Source organism: Streptosporangium sp. NPDC000396 (assembly GCF_042898655.1).
Classification (GTDB): domain Bacteria; phylum Actinomycetota; class Actinomycetes; order Streptosporangiales; family Streptosporangiaceae; genus Streptosporangium.
Genome location: NZ_JBIAZA010000003.1, coordinates 495362 through 516770, shown reverse-complemented (window position 1 = coordinate 516770; position 21409 = coordinate 495362). Strand labels below are relative to the sequence as shown.

The window sequence follows — 21409 nt, the reverse complement described above, 5'->3', positions numbered from 1 at the left end:
GGGGGGGGGGGGTGTGTTGGGGGGGGGGGGGGGGGGGGGGGGCCCCCCCCCCGGGCCCCGCCCCGCGGGTGTTGGGGGGGGGGGGGGGGGGGGGGGGCGGGGGGGGGCGGCGGCCGCCCCCCCCCGACCGCTAATCTCGGACATAACGGGTATAAACCCATAAAGTCACCGATTCTTACCGGGAGGTCAGCGATGACAGCAGGAGTCGGCAAGACGGTTCAGGATGTAATGCATCGGGGAGCCCAGTGCATCGGCGAGCACGACAGCCTGCGCACGGCCGCGCAGATGATGCGTGATCTGAATGTCGGCGCGCTGCCGATCTGCGGTGATGACGACCGGCTCAAGGGGATCATCACCGACCGGGACATCGTGGTCAAGTGCTGCGCCGAGGGGATGGACATCGACCGGGCCACGGCCGGGGAGCTCGCCCGCGGGCTGGTGTGGACCGAGGCTCGCACCAGCATCGAGGAAGCGCTGTCCAAGATGGAACAGCACCAGATCAAGCGTCTGCCCGTGATCGAGAACCACCGCATCGTCGGCATGATCAGCGAAGCCGACCTGGCCAATGAACTGCCCGACGACAAGCTCGCCGAGTTCGTCCACCGGGTCTACGCGCACGCCTGACGACCTCCGGGGAGGATCAGGTCAAGCCGTACGGGAACGCCTCGGCCGTCACGCCCGCTTCCGCGGTCGCCGCCAGGTCCTGGCGCCGAAGTCCGGCCCGATCCTCCCCAGGGCCGGTTCGCCTCCGGCCGCTGCGAGCCACACCGTCTTTGACAACCGAGGATTCCGGGCTTTCGCGTTCAGCTTTCCGATGATTCTCGAGGCACCGGCACGCCCGCGGAACCAGCCGTCGACCGGCCCCGGACACGCGGCCCGCCGGCGGTCAGCCGGGCTCGGCCGCGGCGGGCCGCCGCGCGTACACCTCGATCTCGATTTTCATGCGGGGGTCGGCGAGACCGCACACGAGCATCGTGGCGGCCGGGCGAACCTCGCCGAAACAGCGGCGCAGGGTCGGCCAGCACGGCTCGAAGTCCTCCCTGTCGGGCAGCAGGTACCGGACCCGGACGACGTCGGAGAACGAGCAACCCGCCTCGGCCAGTACCGCTTCGATGTTGCGCAGGCACTGCTCGGCCTGCTCGACCACGTCATCGGAGATCGTCATGGCCGCGTAGTCGAAACCGGTCGTCCCCGACACGTGAACCCAGTCGCCGTCCACTACCGCCCGGGCGTATCCGATCTCCTCCTCGAAGGTGGAGCCGCTCAGGATCACACGTCGTTCTGCCATGGAGGGAACGTTAGGCAATCAGCAGTGATACGTCTAATACGTTTTCACGGATGACGTGATATCTCTCTGCATATGGACCGCCCCGAGCTCGCGCTTCACCAGCTGTACGCCTTCGCCGTACTCTCCGAGGAGCTTCACTTCGGACGTGCCGCCGAGCGGCTGGGCATCGCGCAACCGCCGCTGAGCCAGCAGATCCGGCGGCTGGAGCAGAAGGTCGGGCATCCGCTGTTCGATCGGCGGTCAGGTCGGGTCGTCCTGACCGCGGCGGGACACGAGCTCCTGCCCGCGGCCCGGCGCGCGCTCGAGGAGGTCGCGGGCGGGCTGGACGCGGCGCGGCGCACCGGCGAAGGAGAGACCGGCCGCATCCGGATCGGCTTCGCGGCGTCGCTCGCGCTGACCATCCTGCCGGGGATACTGCGCGCCTATCGTGCCCGGTATCCGGAAGTGGAGATGGAGATCCGCGAGATGACGACGGCGCCGCAGGTGGCCGCCCTGCATGAGCACGCGATCGACATCGGGCTCCTGCGGGAGCCGCCGGACGAACAGGGCCTGGTGGCCGAGCCGATCCTTTCCGAGGAGTTCGTCGCGGTCCTGCCGGTCGGCCACCCCCTCGCCACCCGGCGCGTCGTCCCGGTCGCGGCACTGGCCGGAGAACCGTTCGTGCTGTTGCCCCGCGCCACCGGGCCGACGGTCCACGACCGGATCCTCGGCCTGTGCCGCGCGGCGGGCTTCGAGCCCCGCATCGGCCAGTTCGCGGTGGAGTGGCAGACGGTCTCCGCGCTTGTCGAGGCGGGACTCGGCGTCTCCCTCGCCCCGGCGAGCATCCGCCGGATCCGGCTCAAGGGCGTGGCGTACCGCCGGATCGAGCCGGACACCGCACGCACCACCGTCGCGGTGTGCTGGCGCCACGATGACAGGAACCCGCTGATCGCGCGATTCCTGGAGGCCGCCCGCAGCGAGCCGCCCACATGAGAGCGGGCCGCCTGCGAGCGCGGCGGGTGGGTCCCGCACGGCCCGGCGCGGCGGGGCTTCCCGGCCAGGAGCGCCGCTTTTACGTGTTTGCCCTATGCACGGCCCGGCGAGGCGGGGCCTCCCGCTGTACCGTACCGCTCGTCAACGACCACGTCCGCGGAGCGCCGCCGCGCAGAGGGCGACCACGCCCACCCCCAGCGACGTTCCGACGAGCACCATCACCGCACCCACGGCCCACAGACCGCTGTCGTCCGAGGTGGCGGCGTCGACCGACCAGCACACCGTCATCGTGAGCGTGACGGCCACGGCGGCGGCCACCGGATGCCCTCGCCATCCCCCGGCGGCGGCCAGGGCCCCCAGCCCCAGCACCACCCCCACCACCTGCCAGGGCTGGTAAGGGCCGCTGAGACCGCCATAGGGCGCCTCATCCTTCTCCTGATCCCATCCCAGCCAGATCATGTAGTTGACGAAGGTCGCCGCCGCCAGCAGTCCCGCCGCCCGGGCACCGGCCGCAACGCGCCGGCGCCGCGCAGGAGTGGTCTTTCCGTCCTCCGGCATCGCAACCTCCCCGCACTCGTGATCACGATGAATTCACTGTCACGGGCGAGCACGGCACCCGTCAACAAGCCGCATCCCGACTGCGAGGTGCACATTCACGAAACCCAGGGCCACGATGCCGTCACCCGGCTGCGTGGCGGCGAGATCGACGTGTTGATCACCGACATCCTCATCGCCTCCCAGCCCGACGTGACGGCCGGACCGGTCCTGCTGTCCGAGCCGCGGATGCCGGCGGTCGCGGCCGAGCACCCGCTGGCCGGCCATCAGGCGGTGTCGATGGAGGAATCAGCCGATCATCCGGTGATCCTGGTAGCCGCCGACATGCCCGAGGCCTTCCAGCAAGACCGCAATCCTTCGCACACGCCAGTCGAATTCCGGTAGCCCTTCCAGGGACGCTGTGCGAAGGTTCTGCGGAAGCTCAGGCGGACCGGGGAGTTTGATATGGAACGGGCACAGTTCGGTTGGGTCTCGTCCATCGCGGACAATGCCGCGAGCCTCTTCGATGAGCGCCGGTGACCCGTGACGAGGTGGGCTCCCCGCGCCCGGTCCATGCCGATGAGCTTCCCGAGGGACGCCGGGCGGTGCTGGCGATGTACCAGCGGGTGCGCCGGTACGCGGTGCCGATGTGGATGATCGAAGCCGCGGCCGAGCGGCGGCTGGCCGGTGACGTGGCGGGCGCCTGCGCGGCGGCGGGCATCGACCTGGATGTCGATCGTGCGGCTGTGGCGCGGGCGTGCGGCCGGGAGACCGCCGATCTGATCGCGGACGACCTACGCCATCTGGCCCCCGACCTGCTGCGCTGGCACATGCCCCGGGTGCTCGACGACCCGCCGGGGCCGATTTGGCACGCCTCTGGCGTGCTCCGACGCTACCCTGCCGGAGGCGGCGCGGTCCTGTTGGTGGACAAAGCGTGGAAGGATCCCGTACGGCTGAAGCTGCGGGTGGTGATCCCACGGGCGGGAAACGAGGCGGTGCACGACCGGGGATCGCACATGTACCACTTGCACCGGTCCTGCTGGGACACCCGGCACACCGATGAGCTGCGGGAACGCTGCGGCGGGACGGATCGCATCCCGTTCTTCCACGCGGACGGCCGCCCGCTGGACGTGGACGAGCTCCCTGGCGGGCCGAGCCCCGACGATCCGGTCGCCGACGTGGAGTGGCTGACCATGCTGTGGGACCATGGCCGCGTCGGCGAGGCTCTGGCCGAGTGCGGGATCACCCTCGAGCCCGGCGAGCCGAACATCTGGGAGGTCCGGCCACAGGTGGCGGTGGAGCGGCTGGTGGCCGATGCCAGGAACGTCCTGGACCACGGCGTGCCCGAACCGCCCCTGGTGAGTCCGCCTCGGCGTTCCAAGCCGACGGTGTGGCTGGACGGCGGGGACGAGACGCAGGTCTTTCCAGATGTGGAGCTGACGTTCGGCCGCGCCGGGAGGGTCACGGCGCGCCGCCGCAACCACCCGATCGGCGAGAGCCTGATCGTGACCATTCCCGAGTACCGCCATCCGATCGACTTCGACCTGCTGCGCTTCGGCTACCTGCAGCCGGGCGATCTGCACCCGCTGGTCGCCCGGGCGCTGTTCCCGGCGCGCGACCCGGCCGGCAGCGGGCCGCCACCGCCACCGCGGTCAGCCGCCGGCACTGACACCGAGCGGCAGGAGGAGCTGCTGGATCGGGCGTACCACGGTGACACGCCCGGCGTGGTGGCGCTGCTGGACGCGGGATTCGACCCGATGACCCGCAACGACGCGGGTGAGACGCTGCTGCATCTGCTGGCCCACCTCGACCACGAGGTGCTTTTGCCAAGGCTGCTCGCCGCCGGCCTGCACATCAACACGCCCGACGCGGAGGGGCGCACCCCACTGCACGCCGCAGCCGAATGGCTGTCCGCGCGGCGGCACGCCGACGACCTCATCGACCGGCTCATCGACGCCGGCGGCACCGACACATGCCGGCAGCGGGGGGCGATGGGCTGCCTCGGGAGCGAGGTCGTCCGGACACCGCCCCCGCCGGAGGACGCCGTCTGGCAGCAGCGGCCTGCGCCGGCCGCCGCGGAGCTCCGGCGATTGCGCAAGGCGGCCAAGCGCGGCCGCTACCGCTCCCGGGTCCGCCTGGCGCGGGGCCTGTATCTCACGGGGCTGGGCCCGCGCGAGGTGCTGACCGAATGCTTCGGGGTCACGTTCCCGGACGAGTTCCTCCAGCTCGCCGAGCACGGGCCGCTGCCCGGCCACCGGCCCGAGAACTTCGACCACCACGCCTGGAAACTGGCCGTTCCACCGGACCAGGGCGGCCCGGTCTGGCCGCGATCCGGACCCTTCGCCGACCTCGACGACAACGTTGACGACGAGAGGATCCTCAAGCGCGATCGGGACCTGATCCCGCTGCTGGACCTGGACGACCACTACACCGAGCACGGCGGCCTGACCCTGTGCTACCGGGTGACCGAGCTCGCCGCCGGCCGGTCCGCGGTCTTCGGGATCGACGCCCTCGACCCCGGCGAAGAGGTGGAGCGGTGCGGCGCTTCCCTGCTCGCGGTTCTGCGGGACCACCATGCCACCGTCGTCGATCGGCTGGAGACGCTGGAGCGACATGCACCGGACCCCGTCACCCAGCAGCGACTGACCGACCACCGAGCGGCGCTAGACAAGGTCGAGGCCCTGATCCGGACCACCGCCGACCTCGCGCCGGCGACGGTATCCCCGACGACGGCTCCACTGGCGACGCTGCGGGCGCGGGCGTCGCGTGGCGACTATCGGTCGATGAGCCGCCTGGCGCGGGCGCTGTACGCCACCGGGCTGGGCCCGCGTGAGGTGCTGGCCGAGTGCTTCGGGGTGGCCTTCCCGGACGAGTTCTTCGTGATCGTCGATGCAGATCCCCACGACGCGACCCCCGGGGAGGTGGCCAACCTGCCGTGGAAGCTGGCCGTCCCGCTCGATCGGGGTGGTCCCATGGTACGGCCCTTGCCGATGATGTGGCCCGCTGAGCGGCGGATCTTCTCCTGGGACCCGGATCTCGTCCCGCTCGTCGCGCTGTACGGCGATGGCCGGGTCGACCACGGCGCCAAAAAGCCGCAGCCGCAGGTGCCTCACGGCGACCGAATCCACTGTTACCGCCTGAGTGAGCTCGCTGTCGGCCGCAGCACCGTGGTCGCCGTCCCGTGGCACAGGGCCGATGAAGGCGGCGAACTGTTCGTCGAGCCCTCCGGCCAGTCCCTCCTCACGGTCCTGCACGAGTACCTCACCGCCCAGCATCGCTTGAACGGATGGGAGATCGTTCAACCGTGGAATCGGGGTGCGGGCTCCATCGACGACACGGAGGTGGAGGAGACCCGCGAGCGCGTTGCGGAGATCGAGGCGCTCCAGCGCCGCCTGGGCGACCGCATGAGGCCGGCCGAGAAATGACCGATGGTGAGCGCGTAGCCGAAGAAGAACGCCGGCAGGTATAGGGCAAACGGCTATCCCCGCACGGCCGGCCATCCACACCCGGATACCAAAAGGAGTAAATGGGTATAAATCCGACGCATTGGGCCGGTGTCGAGGAGTGGAGTCGGCGAAGGCGCGGACTCCTTGCTCGCCAGGCTCCGTCCGGCCTTCGGTCCGTCAACGACATAGCGGGCCTGGCGGCCTGCGCCGCCAGTGGCTCCCAACAACGGGAGGCGGCCATGAACGAACGAACCTGGGAGCGCATGGGCGCGGTCAGCGGGTTGACGGCCGCGGCGTTACTGGTGGCAGCCTTCGTGGTGGCTCCGGGCGCTCCCGGGCTGGATGCCCGTCCGATCATCATCGCCCGCTATCTCGACGAGCACCGGGTAGAGGTGCTCGCGGCTTCCATGCTGATCACGCTGGCCGTGGTGGCGTTCCTGTGGTTCGTCGCGCATCTGCGGCACGTGCTGCAGCGGGCCGAGGGCGGCGCGGAGGCGTTCTCCCCGGTGGTGCTGGTCTCCGGCGTGAGCCTGGCCACGGTATGCGCGCTGAGCATGGTGCCGCTCATGGCGCTGGCCAAGCTGACCGCCCGGCCGACGGCGCTCGGCGAGTTCGAGGCGGTACGCGTCCTGTACGGCATGCACCAGCTCTCTCTCGGGCCGATCGGCCTGCTGACGGCGCTGTTCGCGGTGAGCACCGGGGCCGCCATGGTGCGCCGGGAACTGGCGGGACCGTGGCTGGGCCTGCTGGGCATGGTCGTCGCGGTGATCGGGCTGGTCACGGGCATCGGCAGCTTCCTCGCCACCTCGTCCGGGATCGTGATGCTCCTGGCCTACGCCATGGGCATCGCGTTCGCGCTGTGGATCGCCGCCACCTCAGTGATCATGATCCTCCACCCGGAAGTGGAACGCATCACCGCCGCGCACGGGGTCTTCGCCCGCTGAAAACCGATACGACCGATCCGCCGTCGCGGGTTCACGGGCACGGTCCGGCCAGGTTGGGGCGAGGAGCGTCACACCGTCGACCGGTCGCCAGGAACCGCGAGTTGGACGGGATCGTTGGGCGAAGTGACCGGCTCATCGCACTCAGCGGACACGGGCCGGCGGCCACCTTCGGGAGCGTGCAGCATGGAAGTGACCGGCATCATCTCCGCCCTCGTCATCGGAATCGTCATCGGAGCACTCGGACGGCTGGTGGTCCCGGGACGCCAGTCCATCCCGATCTGGCTCACCGTTGTGATCGGAGCGGTCGCCGCGCTCATCGGCACAGCCGTCGCCACCGTGCTCGGAGTGGCCGACACTCGCGGGATCGACTGGATCGAGCTGGCCATCCAGGTGGCGCTGGCCGCCGGTGGCGTCGCGGCCGCGGTGAACATGTACGGCAGGCGCGGGATCCGCTGACCCCGTCCAAGGAGCCCAAGGCGTCCGGGGCCGTTACCGGCACGGGCCGCCCCACGTCCGGTTTCCCGCCCGCCGACCCGCTTGTCAGTCCTGGTGGCGCGGGATGCCGGACACCTCGTGGTCGGCGTGGAAGAGCGCTTCGCCGATGAGGGCGCGGACGTGGACGTCACGGGCTCGGTAGAGCACACGACGGCCGTCCCGCCGGGTGTGCACCAGACCCGCGAGGCGGAGTTTGGCCAGGTGCTGGGAGACCGAGGGGCGCGCGACTCCGACGGCCTCGGCGAGCGAGCCGACATCGTATTCGCCGGACGACAGCAGCCACATCAGGCGGAGCCGGGTGGCGTCACTGAGCATCCGGAAGGCTTCGACGGCGGCCTCTACCTGGGCGCTTGTGGGTTGCTTCTGCGACAGGTTGGCACCTGAGACGTTGTCGCGTGCATACATGACTACATATAATCCGGACGAAAGGCACCGGTCGCAAGTGAGGTAGCGATGTCCGACCAGCAGGATGCCGGTTCTTTATCCCCCCATGAACCCCGCGAACACGGACACGGACACGGTCATGAGCACAGCCACGGTCACGGCCACGAAGAGCCGCTTGGAGGCGGCCGATTCAGGCGCTTGATGTCGCGGGCCGGCCACGCTTTCACGCCACACAGCCACGACAGCGCCGACAAGACCGATGCGGCCCTGGAGTCCAGCAGCCGCGGGATGCGTGTGCTGGCCGTCTCCTTCGCCGCCCTCGTGGTGACCGCCGTGATCCAGGCGGCGATCGTGGCGTTCTCCGGCTCGGTGGCGTTGCTGGGCGACACGCTGCACAACTTCGCCGACGCCCTGACCGCGGTGCCGCTGGCGATCGCCTTCTCCCTCGGGCGGCGTGCGGCCACCCGCAGGTTCACCTACGGGTACGGCCGTGCCGAGGACCTGGCGGGGATCGTCATCGTGCTGATCATCACGGCCTCCGCCGCGTTCGCCGGATACGAGGCCGTCAAGCGCCTGATCACCCCGGAGGACGTGCGGGCGCTCGGCTGGGTCGCCGCCGCTGGAGTGGTCGGCTTCCTCGGCAACGAGTGGGTGGCCCGCTACCGGATCAGGGTCGGCCGCCAGATCGGCTCGGCGGCGCTGGTCGCCGACGGGCTGCACGCCCGCACCGACGGCTTCACCTCGCTGGCCGTACTGCTCGGCGCGGGTGGCGCGGCGCTGGGCTTCCCGATCGCCGACCCGATCGTCGGCCTGCTGATCACCGTCGCGATCTGCTTCGTGCTGCGGGACGCGGCCCGCGAGATCTACCACCGGCTGATGGACGCCGTCGACCCGGCCCTTCTGGACCAGGCCGAGCGGATCCTCACCTCGACACCGGGCGTCCGGCACGTGGGGTCGATACGGCTGCGCTGGATCGGCCACGCGCTGCGGGCCGAGGTCGACATCGTGGTCGACCACAACCTGTCACTGGTGGAGGCGCACGCCGTGGCGGTGGACGCCGAGCACCGGCTCATCCACGACCTGCCCCGGCTGAGAGCCGCCACGGTGCACGCCGATCCGGACGGCCCCGACGGCGCCGACCATCACGCCGCCTTGGTTTCCCACCGATAGCCCGATCTCCTCGCTCAAGGAGCTCGCCGAGCCGTACCGGAGGTTCAGCCTTTGCCCCACCCCGCGGGGTAGCGGCTTCCAGGGGTGAGCGAGCGCCTACCGTAGAGCTCCGACAGCGTCACGAAGGTGAAACCCTTACGCTGGAGATCCTTGAGCAGCGCGGGCACGGCCCGCACGGTTGTCCTGTGGATGTCGTGGAACAGCACGATGGAGCCGGGCTTGGCGGCGGCTCCTCTGCGCCGCACGACGCCGGAGTCGCGATCACGCCAGTCCTTGGTGTCGACACTCCACAGGATCTGCGCGAGCCCCTCACGGCGGGCCTCGGCGGTGACGCTCCTGTTGGTGGAACCGTACGGAGGCCGCATGATCGTGGCCCGCACGCCGGTCCTGTTCTCGATCAGCTTCTGGGTGCGGGCGATCTCGGCCTTCATGCTCGATCGCGAGATGGCGGTCAACTGCCTGTGGCTCCAGGTGTGGTTGCCGATTTCGTGACCCTCACGGACCATTCGCACCAGGTTGTTCTTTGAATCCCTGGCAGCCATCTGGCCTACGACGAAAAACGTCGCTCGCGCTCCGCGCTTGGCCAGCATGTCGAGCAATGTCGACGTGTAGGCCCCGGGCCCGTCGTCGAAAGTGAGTGCCACGCATTTCACATGTTTACAGTCGATATCCCGTGGCGCGGGCACGGCCGGATGCCGCGACGCGGACCGGCCGGGTCGCGCGGCCGCCAGCCGTGCCGCCTGCGTCTCAGGGTTGGGGCCCGCCGCCCGGGCGCCGGGCGAGGCCGCAGGCGATCCGGTGTGGGCCGGCATCGCGCCGACAGAAGAAAGGGGATTTCCCGCCGGGCCGACGGCGCCGCAACCGGCGATCGACGCGGCCCATACCGTCAGTGCGATCGATGCCCTGCCTGCTCGCACGCTTCTCCTTCACACCGATGCGGGGCCCACCGCGACCTTCGGCCACTCCCCCGTGGAATGCCGGCCGGGCGATTCACTGGACAAGACATCGTTTCGACCTACGGCGCGTTTGCCCCCGAATAAGACAAAACCATTTTACTATCGCATATATGTGAATAATCCGGGCGCCCGGATGAATTTTCACCCTCACGCAATGGGCGAGCCTGTTCCGACATCCCTTGCCTGACCGCTGCCATCCCATCGTGGGACAAATAACATGTTCAGGCGGTAGCCAGAACGTGACAGGTTCGTGTCGCAGGCCAGGGTCACCCGAAAACCACGGCGAAGATCGCATTCGCGAAGCAGGCGAGAGACGCACGGCGCCGGAAGCCGTGGCTCCTTCCCTTTCCGGGGCGGCCGTGGTTACGGTAACCATGGTTGCAGTCATTGGAGACCGGATGGGTGGAACAACCCTGTTCGCCTGCCCGCACGGGGCGGCCACGAGCAGGATCACCGCCGCGTGGCTCGCCGGAGCCGTTCCAGGGGAACCCGCGTGAGCGACCCCCGCCGCCGCGTGATGTGCCTGGTGCTCTCGGCACAGGCGCTGCGCGGCCTGGGGTACGGCCTGACAGCCGTCCAGCTCGGCACCATCCTGCACGACGGCGGCCTGGGGCCGGCGCAGGTCGGGCTCATGCTGACCGCCATCGTGGCCGGCGGCGCCCTGGCCAGCCTGGCCCTGGCCAGGTGGGCGGACCGGTTCGGCCGCCGCCACGCCTACGCCGCCCTCTACCTCGCCCTGGCAGGCTGCGGAGCGCTGATCGCCACGGGGGCGCCCCCGTGGCTGCTGGGCCTGGCGGCCCTGTCGGGGGCCCTGTCGGTCGAAGTGATCGAATCAGGGCCGTTCACCACCCTGGAGCAGGTCATGCTCGCCGGAACCGGAGCGGCCGACCGGCAGGTGGTGCGCGGGTTCGGCCTCTACAACGCGGTCGCCGCCACCGCCGGCCTGGCCGGGGCGCTGCTGGGGACATTGCCGCCCGACCGGCGCCTGCTCGGCGGGGTGTTGATCGCGGTCGGGGTGACGGGAGCACTGCTCGCGGCCCGGCTGCCCGCCAGTGTCGAGGTCCACCTGCCGGATCCGGGCTCGGCGTCCCCGCCGGTACGTTCGCGCGCGATCGTGACAAGGCTCGCGAGCCTGTTCGCCCTCGACAGCCTCGCCGGAGGATTCGTGGTGCAGGCCTATCTGGCCTACTGGCTCAACGTTCATTACCAGGCCACCACGACGACGATCGGGCTGCTGTTCGCCGCCGTCGGGCTGCTGCAGACCGTCTCGTTCCTCCTCGCCCCCGTCGTGGCGAACCGGATCGGGTTACTGCCCACGATGGTCTTCACCCACCTGCCCTCCAACCTGCTGCTGGCGTCCGTCGCCGTCGCTCCGACGTTCGCCGTGGCGGCGGGGCTGCTGCTGGCGCGGGCATGCCTGTCACAGATGGACGTCCCCACCCGGCAGGCCTATGTCATGGCGCTGGTCCCACCCGGCGAACGCACCGGCGCGGCGGCGCTCACCAACACCGCCCGCTACCTCGCCCGCCCCGCAGGGCCCGTCCTGGCCGGGCTGCTGCAGCCGTTGGGCGCGGCCCTGCCGTTTCTGGTCGCCGGCGTCGCCAAGAGCGCCTACGACCTGGCCCTGTGGAGGATCTTCCGGCCTGTCGAGCTTCCCGCCGGAGGCATGGAATGACACGGACCACCCGTGCCCGGCCGGTGTCCGGCCGGGCGGGGCGAGGCGGGGGTCAGAGGGTCAGGGTCGCCGGGTCGCTCATGCTCGGCTGCCCCGTCTCGACGTGGCCGGCCAGGCGGCGCAGGAACGTGGCGTCCGCGTCGGAGGTGACCGACAGGTCGTACCAGCGGTGGCTGGTGGCCAGCGGCACCCGGTGGGTGGCGCTGGCGCCGGGCTGGAGCTGGTAGGAGGCCGTCGCGCCGGTGCCGTACGCGTCGGTGACCGTGACCCCGCACGCCGCGCCACCCCGGTTGGTCAGCACCAGCGCGATGTCACCGTTCTCGTAGCGGGCGCTCACCTCCGGGTCGGCCGGGCCCGTGCCCTTCGCCGGCACGGTGCCGCGCAGGACGCGCAGGAAGCCGGCCGGGCCGTACACCGCCAGGTTGTAGGCGCCCTTGCTCTTGCGCGGCGGGGTCCACGTGCCCTGCAGCGACTTGCCCGCCTCGACGGTGTAGGTCCGCGGCCCGGCGAAGGAGGTCACGTAGAACGTGGCCCCGGCCGCGCCCCGGCTGGCGAAGTCGACCACGACGCTGCCGGTGGCCGCGTCGGTGCGGCCCGTGACGCCCAGGTCGTACGGCAGGGCGCGGGCGGGACGCAGGCCCGGCTCCTGCCGGGGCATGGCGGGGTTGGCCGGTACGGCGGGCACGTAGTCCGGGTGCCGCATCCGGTCCGGCGGGGCGTAACCGCTGGTGTCGGGCAGGGCGGGCGCCGCCGGGTCGGCCTGGGTGAAGTCGAGGGCCGAGGTGAGGTCACCGCAGATCGCCCGCCGCCAAGGGGAGATGTCGGGCTCCTGCACGCCGAAGCGCTTCTCCATCAACTGGATGATCGAGGTGTGGTCGAACACCTGCGAGTTGACCCACCCGCCCTTGCTCCACGGCGATACGACGATCATGGGGACACGCGGTCCCAGGCCGTACACGCCGCTGTTGTAGCTGCCGCCGGACTTGGTGTAGACGTCGGCCGTCGTGCTCACGGTCGAGTTGCCCGGGTACGGGGGCACGACGTGGTCGAAGAAGCCGTCGTTCTCGTCGTAGGTGATCAGCAGGACGGTCTTGCTCCACACGGCGGGGTTGGCGGTGAGGGCGTTCAGCACCTGGGCGATGTACCAGGCGCCGTAGTTGACCGGCCAGTTCGGGTGTTCGGTGAACGCCTCGGGCGCGGCGATCCAGGAGACCTGCGGGAGCGCGCCGTTCATGACGTCCTGCTTGAGGATGTCGAAGAAGGTGCCGCCGTTCTTGACGTTCGTGCCCGTGCGGGCCTTGTCGTAGAGCGGGCTGCCCGGCTGGGCGTTCCTGAACCGGTTGAAGTACAGCAGCGAGTTGTCGCCGTAGTTGCCGATGTAAGGGTCGCCGGTCCAGCCCCAGCCGCCGGCCGCGTCCAGGCCGTCGCCGATGTCCTGATAGACCTTCCAGGAAACCCCGGCCTGCTCCAGCCGCTCGGCGTAGGTCGTCCACCCGTATCCGGCCTCTTCGTTGCCGAGGACCGGGCCGCCACCGGTGCCGTCGTTGCCGGTGTAGCCGGTCAGCATGTAGTAGCGGTTGGGGTCGGTGGCCCCGATGAACGAGCAGTGGTAGGCGTCGCAGATCGTGAACGCGTCCGCCAGTGCGTAGTGGTACGGGATGTCGTCCCGGGTCAGGTAGGCCATCGTCTCCGCGGTCTTGGCCGGGATCCACCTGTCGTAGTTGCCGTTGTTGAAGGCGTCGTGCCCGCCGTTCCAGTCGTGGTTGAGGCCGGCGAGGAACTGCATGCCGAGGTCGTCGGCGTCCGGGTGGAACGGCAGGACCTCCTTCCTGCCGTCGGACTGGTACCACACGGGCTTGCCGCTCGGCAGCACCACGGGCCGGGGGTCACCGAACCCGCGCACACCGCGCAGCATGCCGAAGTAGTGGTCGAAGGAGCGGTTCTCCTGCATGAGGACGACGATGTGCTCGACGTCCTGCAGGGTGCCGGTGGTGACGGCCGCGGGGATCGAGGCGGCACGGGCGATGCTCTCCGGGAGCAGCGAGAGCGCGGCCGCGCCTCCGGCTAACTGCATGAAACGGCGCCGATTGAGAGAGGACATCGGTGTCTCCTATGGGGGAAGGGGGGTAAGCCGCGACCGCTGTTGCGCCATGCGCAACATGATGGGAAAAATGCAACTCTCAGAGACGGAACATAAGCTTTGGGACCGCCGGGGTCAATGATGAGATTTGCGTTCTTGCCCGAAACGGCGACTCTCCGATCAATTTCGAGCCGGTCGCTCGCGCAGGCGGCACTCGGCGAGGACGGCGAAGACATGGTCGCGGCCTTCGATGACCTCCACGGTGTCGCCGGATGACGCGGAGGCGAACAATGAGAACGCAGGTGGCCGATCACCCGGTCCGACGTGTGCCGGGTCACGCCCCGCCGCCGACCTTCTCCAGGAACCGGCGCTGGTCCGCCAGGAAGCCCGAGGCGTACACCAAGCGAGGAGCGAACAGCACGACAAGGGTGATCTTGAGCTTCGAATCCTCGATATCCTTGGGAACGATCCCGTGGGTGGCGTCGGGGTAGTGCTTGACCTGCAGCCGGCCGGGCTCGCGCAGCAGCTTGCGGTAGCCGGCCTCGGTGTCCGCCACATCGACGTTGATGTCATGGCCGCCCAGGGCCAGCAGCACCGGGGTGCGCATCGCCGCGAGGTCCTTCTTGGCGTCGGAGGTGTAGTTCTTGTTGATGAACCGCCAGCGGTCGGCGGTGAGACCCTGCACGTCGCCGATCGCGGCCCGGTACTCATCGAAGGTCACGCCCTTGCGCAGCAGCTTCAGGCGGGTCTCCCGCTTTGCCAGCTCGGCCTGGATCTCCGGCTCCGGGGTGTTCTTGGCGCGCAGCTCGGCCATCGTGTTGAAGCGGCCCTGCTGCAGCCAGTTGATGGCGGGAGAGACCGCGATGACGAACCGCAGATCGGGCATGCGTGCCGCGACCTTCGGCATCACCCAGCCCGCCTGGCTGGCCCCCCACAGCCCGATCCGGTGACCGTCGATTCCGGGCCGCGACTTCGCCCAGGCGATGGCGGCCATGGTCTCGCGCGCCCGGTCCTCCATGCTCTGGTCCAGCCAGTTGCCCGGCGCCCCTCCCACGCCGGGCTTGTTCCACGACAGGGAGGCGTAACCGGACTGGGCGAACGCCTCCCACAGCGGCCGGTAGTTCGTGTCGTGCGTGGCGTCGATCGGGCCGTCGCCGTGCACGAACACCACCAGCCCGAACGGGCCCTTACCCTTTGTCGGCCAGGCCAGGACACCCTTCAGCGGCTGCGTGCCGCCGGTGACGGTGACCTGTTCCTCCCGGATGTCGTAGTCACTCTGGTAGACCACCACGGCCCCGAGCCCGGCGGCCAGCAGCACCACGGCCAGCACCGACCTGAGCACCCACCTGAGCCGGCGACGCCGGGGCCGGGTAGGCGGAGGGGCCGGAGATGGTCCGGAATTCATCATGATCCTCCAATAGGCAACGAGGAAACTATCGTTTCCGATACGATCGTAATATATACGAGCAATATGAAGGTCTGTCGATGCGGCAAGAACACGGTGAGGGGCAGCTGATGAACGACACGCGACACGGCGGCGTGGAGATATCCACCCGGGCCCTGGTGGAGGGCATGGTCCGCGAGGACGGCACGGTCGACGGCGGCGAGCTGTACAGCGTGGCCGACACCCTGGGAATGACCGACCAGCAGGTGCGCCTGTGCATCAACCGCCTCGTCACGGACGGGCAGTTCACCCGCGAGGGCCGGGGCCGGAGGGTTCTGCTGCGATCGACGGCCGACGTCCGCCGGTCGATCGCACCCAATGTCGAGTTCGTGCGCTACATGTACCAGCAGGATCGGGGGCAGGCTCCCTGGGACGGGACATGGCACCTGGTCGCCTTCGCGGTCCCCGAGACGGCCCGGCCCGCCCGCGACGCGCTGCGCGACACCATCGTGCGGCTCGGCGGGGCGCCTCTCCACGGCGGCCTGTACGTCTCCGCGAACGCCTGGGAGGACCTCGTCGAGGCCGAGGCCGGCCGGCTCGGCGTCCTCGACTGCGTCACCTTCATCACCAGCGACAACCTGCGCATCGGCGAGGAGACGGATCCGCGCACGCTGGCCGCTCGCCTGTGGCCGCTGGAGGAGATCGCCAAGGCCCACACGCGGCTCATCGACGTCGCCCGCCCCCGCCTGGACCGCCTGCTGGCTCCCGGCGCGCTGCGCTCGGCCGAACGCCTCACCATCGCCATCGAACTCGCCGCGGAGTTCACCCGCGCCACGGAGCCCGACCCGCTGCTGCCCCCCGAGCTGCTCCCCCAGCCCTGGCCCGGCGCGCGGGCACGTGCCCTCATCGCCCAATGCTGGTCACGGCTGCTCCACCAGGACGATCAGGCCGCGCCTCCCCGGCTGTTCCGCCTTTACGCCGACGTCGTCCGCGAAGTGGCGGACCTCCCCGGGAACTGAGCCGCCAGGCCGCCCGCCACGGCACGCCGGCGGCCGCCTGGCGCCGGCGATCACCGGCCGGGAGGTCACGCCCGCGCGAAGGGGCCGTCCAGGGCGGCCCACTGCAACAGCATGATCGTCTTGGCGTCGACGATGGCGCCGCTGCGGACGAGGCCGAGGGCTCGGGCGAAGGGGATCTCCACGACCTCGATGTCCTCGCCCTCCTCGGCCAGTCCGCCGCCGGCGGTGGCGCGGGTGGCGGAACTGTAGGGAGCGGCGTAGAAGTGGACGCGTTCGGTGACCGAGCCGGGGCTCATGTAGACGTCGAAGACGTGCTCCACCTCACCGACGACGTGGCCGGTCTCCTCCGCCGCCTCACGCCGGATGGCCCGCTCGGGGGCGTCGTCGTCGAGCAGCCCGGCGGCGGTCTCCAGCAGCATCCCGTCGGGATGCCCGTTGACGTAGGCGGGGTAGCGGAACTGACGGGTGAGCAGGACGGTGCCACGGCCGGTGTCGTACAGCAGGATGGTGGCGCCGTTGCCGCGGTCGTAGGTCTCCCGCTGCTCGGTGCTCCAGCGGCCGTCGGCGTGCCGGTAGTCGAAGGTGGTGGTGCGCAGGACGTACCAGTGGCACGACAGCAGCCGGACGTCGCGGACCCGGACGGCCGGGTTTCCGGTGAGGTCACGTCCGGCCTGGTCCAGGCCGGTGCGTCCGCGACGGTCGGGGACGTCGACGCCTTCGGTCATCGGGCGGCGGGGATGTCGCCGAGGCTACGGAAGATCGCCTTGCCGTGATCACGGGCGCGCGCGACCATCAGGTCGGCGCCGGCGGAGGGACCGCCGATCCGCAGGACGGCGTCGCAGCGCGACAGAAGGCGCTCGGCGATGGGGTGGAAGATCTCATCGAAGATCGGGTCACCGACGGCGGCGGACCCGGCGGTCTCGATCAACGGCAGGGCGAGGGCCTCGCCGGTGACCGGCAGGTGCCCGGCGCGGAAAAGCGTGAGGGCGGCGTCGTTCATGGTCCTGACATTGGCGGCCAGTTTGGCCGGATCGTCTCCGGTCCCCGAGCGGTACGGACCGGCGACCAGGATCATCAGCGGACGGGGAGCGGTGTGCAACGGCGATCGGCCTCTCTGGGTTCCTGCGCGTACGTGTCCGTGCCGGGCGGCCCGGACGGGTCAAACCAGGATGGTGGTCACCCCGGCGTCGCGCAGCGCGGCGAGCGTCGGGGGTCCGCCGGGGTGAATGGTGGCGTCCGCGCCCGCGGCGTCGGTGACGAAGGCGTCGACGGCGCCCAGGTCGGCGACCCTGCTGAACGCCTGGACGCCGAGCTTGGTGGCGTCCGCCACGGCGACGGTGCGCCGCGCCCGCGCGAGGGCGGCCTGCTTGACCGCGCAGTCGTCCAGGGAGAATTCCGACCAGCCGTGGTCGGCGTGCACTCCTCCGATCGACATCACGAAGCAGTCGAAGGCGAGCGCGTCCACCGCCCGCAGAGCCAGCGGGCCGACCAGGGACTGCTCCCCCGGCCGGGCCTTTCCGCCCAGGACCAGCAGCTGGATCCCCGGCTGGTCGGCGAGCCGTACCGCGGCCTGCAGGCTGAGCACGGCGACCGTCAGCGGGGCACGTGTGATCAGGTGCCCGGCGACGTGCACGGTCGTCGTCCCGGCGTCCAGCAGCACCGTCTGCCCCGGCTCCACCAGGGCGGCGACCGCCGCGCTGAGACGGTCCTTGGTCGCCGCCTGCCAGTGCTCCCGCGCCGCGAACCCGTTGCCCTCCTCGCGGGGGCGGGTGGCGACCGCGCCGCCGCGCACCCGCCGGGCCAGCCCCTGGCGTTCCAGTTCGTCGAGGTCGCGCCGTACGGTCATCTCGGAAACTCCGAGACGGTCGGACAGCTCGGCGACCGACATCCGGCCGGCCCCCTGCACCAGACGCAGCGTGACGTCAAGGCGGTTCGCGATTGCCATGCGGTATTTCTACCATGACAATGTTCGAATTAACAGATTCATGTGAGATTCGGGACGTGGCAGACTCCCTTCACACCCGGCACACCCGCCGTTCCCCCGGACGCCCCGCACGCTCGGCGATCACACTGTGGCACCGTACGATTACACTGGGAGCAGCTGTGGCGTACTCGCTCGTGACGCGCATCGCGGTGGAGAACCGAAGGAAGGTGTCGCATGGACAAGCGTGTGAAGCAGATCTCCGAGGTCCTGCACGAAGCGGCCGAGACACATCACCAGGTCTACCGGATCGTCGACGGCGCCGATGAGGACTGGGCGTCCTGGTATGCCGACTGGCTGCTCAGCCTCTCCGCCCTGCCGGACCTGCTGGAGACCACGCCGGTGCGCAGCGAGCTCGTCTACGAGCTGGTGGGGCTGCACAAGGAGTACACCGCGAAAGAGCGGACCGAGCCCTGGGAGTCCTTCTACGCCCAGCGCCTGCTCACCAGCTTCCGCCCGGGTGACGGCCGGTCTTCGTAACGGTCGAAGACGCCCCGTGTCGTGAGGCTCGCCAGCCGTCCTTGCCCGCGCCACCCGCTCGACGCCCATCCCCCGTTCCCGCGAGAACGCTTGATGGGCCGCAAAAAGGGCACGCGGCTAAGACAGCGATTCAGCGACGGGGAAGGACCCATGGAATGTCCGAGAAGCAGAGGGTCGCGGTCGTGGGAGGGGGCTTCGCCGGATTCACCGCGGCGCGGACCCTCTCCCGGATGGCCCGCGGTGCGATCGAGATCGTCCTGATCAACCCGACCGACTACTTCCTCTACCTGCCGCTGCTACCGGAGGTCGCGGCCGGGATCCTCGATCCGCGCAAGGTCGCGATCCCCCTGGCCGGCGTCTGCCCGGGAGTACGGCACCTCCTGGCCGGCGTGGACTCCGTCGATGCCGGCAACCGGCGGCTGAGATGCACCGACGCCGAGGGCAACCCCCGCGATCTCGGTTACGACCGCCTGGTGATCGCGGTGGGCAGCGTCAACAAGTTGCTGCCGGTCCCCGGAGTGGCCGAGCACGCGCACGGTTTCCGCAGCATCGCCGAAGCCCTCTACCTGCGCGACCACCTCATCCGCCAGATCGAACTCGCCGACGCCACCGGCGACCCCAAGGAACGGCAGGCGCGCTGCACGTTCGTCGTCGTGGGCGCCGGATACACCGGGACCGAGGTGACCGCGCAGGGACAGCTTCTGACCCTCGACACGCGCAGAAGCCGGCCGGCCCTGCGCGACCAGCCGATCCGCTGGATCCTCGCCGACCTGGCCCCGCGCATCCTGCCCGAGCTGGACGAGCGGCTGTCGCGAACCGCGCACCGAACCCTGGCCGGACGCGGGGTGGAGATCCGCACCGGCACCAGCGTGGCCGAGGCGACCACCGAGGGAGTCGAGCTCTCCGACGGGGAGTTCGTGCCGACCCGCTCGCTGATCTGGTGCGTGGGTGTACGGCCCGACCCGCTCGTGGAGTCGCTGGGGCTTCCCACCGAGAAGGGGCGGCTGCTGGTGGACGAGTATCTCAACGTACCCGGCCACCCGGAGATTTTCGCCTGCGGGGACGCGGCCGCGGTGCCGGACCTGGCCAATCCGGGCAAATACACCGCGATGACCGCTCAGCACGCCAGCCGCCAGGGCAAGCAGGTCGCGCGCAACGTCGCCGCCTCCTACGGCCGCGGAGAGCGCAAGCCGTACAGGCACAACGATCTGGGGTTCGTCGTCGACCTGGGCGGCGCCAAGGCCGCGGCGAACCCTCTGGGCGTGCCGCTGTCCGGCTTCCCGGCCAAGGTGGTCACCCGGGGATACCACCTGCTGGCCATGCCCGGCGGTCGCGCGCGCATCGCCGGAAACTGGCTGCTGGACACGCTGTTGCCGCGCCAGACCGTGCAGCTCGACCTGGTTCGCGGCCCGGCGGTCCCCCTCACCTCCACCTCCCCCGAGCGGCCCGGCGGTCTCAGCGGCTGATGCCGCCCAGAACCCGAGGAGGAGCCACATGACGATCACCGCGGAGGCCGGCCGATGAGCACCGCCCGGCGCCTGCACGCCCAGCTGCACCTGCTCGACCGGCAGGTGGTCCACGCCCGGGACGGCCGGCTGATCTGCAAGGTGGACGACCTGGAGCTGGAGAGCGAGCCGGACGGCCGGCCGTACATCTCGGCGATCCTCGCCGGGCCGCTCGCGCTGGGACCCCGGATCGGCGGGACCGTCGGCCGGATGATGGTCGCCGTCACCGAGTTGCTGCGGCCGGAGGAGCGCCCGGAACCTCCGCGGATCCCGATGGCCCTGGTCTCGGAGATCGGCAGCGCGATCACCGCGGGTGGCGAGCTGGAGGAGCTGACCCTGGAGCGCTGGACCCGCGACAACATCATCGCCCCGATTCCCGGCAGCGGCCAGATCGAGCCCCGCGAGCCGGGAAACCCGCCGGAGCGTGGTTCCCCGGACGCGACCCGCCTGAGCGGACTCATCGGAGTCACGGTCACCGACGCCGAGGGCCGGATCGTCGGCCAGGTGGCCGATCTGCAATTCAGTCAGGAAGGGCCGCTGCTGGGCGGTGTCCAGTACGCCTTCCGGATCGAGGGGCTCGTCGTGGTTCCCCGGCACACCGGCCAGCTGTTCGGCTACGAGCGCGGGCCTGGCGGTCGGGCGCCCTGGCTGGTCCGCTCGGTGATCCGGTGGCTGCACAGCGGCAGCCGGTTCGTGACCTGGGATCAGGTCGCGTCCCTCGGCGGAGACGAGATCCGGCTGTCGGTACCGGCGGCGGAGCTGCTCGCCTTGCGGGAGCTGTACGAACGGGAAAGGTGACGCCGGAAGGCGCCCCGTGAGTGGGGGTGGCCACAGGGGGTATCGAGCCTGCCTGGGCATGACCGTCCAGGCAGCGACAGGGGGGAATCATGTCACAGCCAGACGAGACGGCTCCGCTCGCCGACAGGCGCGACCCGGAGGAAGATCACGACGAACCTGACTTCGCCGAGGAGTCCGCTCCCTCCCCCACCGATCCCGCCGGACAGCCCGAAGACGATCCGGACGACCGGGTTCACGGGCAGGACGAGGGCTACGAGAAGCCGACCGGAGCCTGACGCCGGGTTCCCGGAAACGGTGT

22 protein-coding genes are annotated in these 21409 nt (G+C 70.3%); 13 read left to right on the top strand and 9 right to left on the bottom strand.

Translation table 11 applies throughout. The features are described 5' to 3' along the window. The first annotated feature begins 192 nt into the window (after positions 1 to 192). Positions 193 to 624: a CBS domain-containing protein gene (locus tag ACFY2X_RS07310; RefSeq protein WP_389933667.1), complete on the top strand. Its 432-nt coding sequence runs from the start codon at positions 193 to 195 to the stop codon at positions 622 to 624. A 262-nt stretch (positions 625 to 886) separates the two neighbouring features. Here ACFY2X_RS07310 and ACFY2X_RS07305 read toward each other — a convergent pair whose 3' ends face one another. Further along, positions 887 to 1288: a RidA family protein gene (locus tag ACFY2X_RS07305; RefSeq protein WP_389933665.1), complete on the bottom strand. Its 402-nt coding sequence runs from the start codon at positions 1286 to 1288 to the stop codon at positions 887 to 889. A gap of 72 nt (positions 1289 to 1360) precedes the next feature. Here ACFY2X_RS07305 and ACFY2X_RS07300 point away from each other — a divergent pair, with 72 nt between their 5' ends. Further along, a complete protein-coding gene (locus tag ACFY2X_RS07300) occupies positions 1361 to 2260 on the top strand; it encodes a LysR family transcriptional regulator (protein ID WP_389933662.1) in 900 nt (299 codons plus the stop codon). Between the two features lie 141 nt (positions 2261 to 2401). Here ACFY2X_RS07300 and ACFY2X_RS07295 read toward each other — a convergent pair whose 3' ends face one another. Then, entirely contained in the window at positions 2402 to 2818 is a 417-nt protein-coding gene (locus ACFY2X_RS07295; RefSeq protein WP_389933659.1) for a hypothetical protein, read from the bottom strand. Positions 2819 to 2845: 27 nt separating this feature from the next. On the opposite strand from ACFY2X_RS07295, the gene ACFY2X_RS07290 reads away from it, so the two are divergent. From ACFY2X_RS07290 to ACFY2X_RS07275, 4 genes are all read left to right on the top strand, one after another. Beyond that, a complete protein-coding gene (locus tag ACFY2X_RS07290) occupies positions 2846 to 3199 on the top strand; it encodes a LysR substrate-binding domain-containing protein (protein WP_389933656.1) in 354 nt (117 codons plus the stop codon). A gap of 131 nt (positions 3200 to 3330) precedes the next feature. Next, complete coding sequence (locus tag ACFY2X_RS07285) at positions 3331 to 6219, top strand: ankyrin repeat domain-containing protein (protein WP_389933654.1); 2889 nt, start codon at positions 3331 to 3333, stop codon at positions 6217 to 6219. A gap of 260 nt (positions 6220 to 6479) precedes the next feature. After that, the gene (locus ACFY2X_RS07280; RefSeq protein WP_389933652.1) at positions 6480 to 7184 is read left to right on the top strand and encodes a hypothetical protein; all 705 of its coding nucleotides are present in this window, start codon (positions 6480 to 6482) and stop codon (positions 7182 to 7184) included. Between the two features lie 183 nt (positions 7185 to 7367). Next, positions 7368 to 7640, top strand: a complete 273-nt coding sequence (locus ACFY2X_RS07275; protein WP_389933649.1) for a GlsB/YeaQ/YmgE family stress response membrane protein — start codon at positions 7368 to 7370, stop codon at positions 7638 to 7640. A gap of 84 nt (positions 7641 to 7724) precedes the next feature. Here the strand turns inward: ACFY2X_RS07275 and ACFY2X_RS07270 are convergent, their stop codons facing one another. After that, a complete protein-coding gene (locus ACFY2X_RS07270; protein ID WP_389933648.1) occupies positions 7725 to 8084 on the bottom strand; it encodes an ArsR/SmtB family transcription factor in 360 nt (119 codons plus the stop codon). A 180-nt stretch (positions 8085 to 8264) separates the two neighbouring features. On the opposite strand from ACFY2X_RS07270, the gene ACFY2X_RS07265 reads away from it, so the two are divergent. After that, a complete protein-coding gene (locus ACFY2X_RS07265) occupies positions 8265 to 9233 on the top strand; it encodes a cation diffusion facilitator family transporter (protein WP_389933645.1) in 969 nt (322 codons plus the stop codon). A gap of 44 nt (positions 9234 to 9277) precedes the next feature. On the opposite strand, the gene ACFY2X_RS07260 is transcribed toward ACFY2X_RS07265, so the two are convergent. Further along, positions 9278 to 9919, bottom strand: coding sequence for a polysaccharide deacetylase family protein (locus ACFY2X_RS07260; protein WP_389933696.1), 642 nt, complete (start codon positions 9917 to 9919; stop codon positions 9278 to 9280). Between the two features lie 763 nt (positions 9920 to 10682). Here ACFY2X_RS07260 and ACFY2X_RS07255 point away from each other — a divergent pair. Next, a complete protein-coding gene (locus ACFY2X_RS07255) occupies positions 10683 to 11864 on the top strand; it encodes an MFS transporter (RefSeq protein ID WP_389933642.1) in 1182 nt (393 codons plus the stop codon). A 52-nt stretch (positions 11865 to 11916) separates the two neighbouring features. Here the strand turns inward: ACFY2X_RS07255 and ACFY2X_RS07250 are convergent, their stop codons facing one another. Together ACFY2X_RS07250 and ACFY2X_RS07245 are read right to left on the bottom strand one after the other, a co-directional pair. Further along, positions 11917 to 13965 (bottom strand): phosphocholine-specific phospholipase C, encoded by a 2049-nt coding sequence (locus ACFY2X_RS07250; protein WP_389933639.1) that lies wholly within the window; start codon positions 13963 to 13965, stop codon positions 11917 to 11919. A 313-nt stretch (positions 13966 to 14278) separates the two neighbouring features. Further along, positions 14279 to 15286 (bottom strand): alpha/beta hydrolase family protein, encoded by a 1008-nt coding sequence (locus ACFY2X_RS07245; RefSeq protein WP_389933636.1) that lies wholly within the window; start codon positions 15284 to 15286, stop codon positions 14279 to 14281. A 173-nt stretch (positions 15287 to 15459) separates the two neighbouring features. Between ACFY2X_RS07245 and ACFY2X_RS07240 the strand changes: the two genes are divergently transcribed. After that, a complete protein-coding gene (locus tag ACFY2X_RS07240) occupies positions 15460 to 16347 on the top strand; it encodes a PaaX family transcriptional regulator C-terminal domain-containing protein (protein ID WP_389933633.1) in 888 nt (295 codons plus the stop codon). A gap of 65 nt (positions 16348 to 16412) precedes the next feature. Here ACFY2X_RS07240 and ACFY2X_RS07235 read toward each other — a convergent pair whose 3' ends face one another. From ACFY2X_RS07235 to ACFY2X_RS07225, 3 genes are all read right to left on the bottom strand, one after another. Next, on the bottom strand, positions 16413 to 17072 hold the full coding sequence (locus ACFY2X_RS07235) for an NUDIX domain-containing protein (RefSeq protein WP_389933630.1): 660 nt from the start codon (positions 17070 to 17072) through the stop codon (positions 16413 to 16415). After that, positions 17069 to 17422 carry a hypothetical protein gene (locus ACFY2X_RS07230; RefSeq protein WP_389933627.1) on the bottom strand — a complete coding sequence of 118 codons (354 nt, stop codon included), beginning with the start codon at positions 17420 to 17422 and terminating at the stop codon, positions 17069 to 17071. The genes ACFY2X_RS07235 and ACFY2X_RS07230 overlap by 4 nt, the downstream gene beginning before the upstream one ends. Before the next feature lie 84 nt (positions 17423 to 17506). Next, a complete protein-coding gene (locus ACFY2X_RS07225; protein ID WP_389933624.1) occupies positions 17507 to 18292 on the bottom strand; it encodes a DeoR/GlpR family DNA-binding transcription regulator in 786 nt (261 codons plus the stop codon). 213 nt (positions 18293 to 18505) lie between these two features. Here ACFY2X_RS07225 and ACFY2X_RS07220 point away from each other — a divergent pair, with 213 nt between their 5' ends. The 4 genes from ACFY2X_RS07220 (at position 18506) to ACFY2X_RS07205 (ending at position 21386) form a co-directional block, all read left to right on the top strand. After that, a complete protein-coding gene (locus tag ACFY2X_RS07220) occupies positions 18506 to 18808 on the top strand; it encodes a hypothetical protein (RefSeq protein ID WP_389933621.1) in 303 nt (100 codons plus the stop codon). Between the two features lie 155 nt (positions 18809 to 18963). Continuing rightward, a complete protein-coding gene (locus tag ACFY2X_RS07215) occupies positions 18964 to 20274 on the top strand; it encodes an NAD(P)/FAD-dependent oxidoreductase (protein ID WP_389933618.1) in 1311 nt (436 codons plus the stop codon). 54 nt (positions 20275 to 20328) lie between these two features. Further along, on the top strand, positions 20329 to 21111 hold the full coding sequence (locus ACFY2X_RS07210; protein WP_389933616.1) for a hypothetical protein: 783 nt from the start codon (positions 20329 to 20331) through the stop codon (positions 21109 to 21111). 89 nt (positions 21112 to 21200) lie between these two features. Beyond that, the gene (locus ACFY2X_RS07205; RefSeq protein ID WP_389933614.1) at positions 21201 to 21386 is read left to right on the top strand and encodes a hypothetical protein; all 186 of its coding nucleotides are present in this window, start codon (positions 21201 to 21203) and stop codon (positions 21384 to 21386) included. The last annotated feature ends 23 nt before the right edge of the window (positions 21387 to 21409 follow it).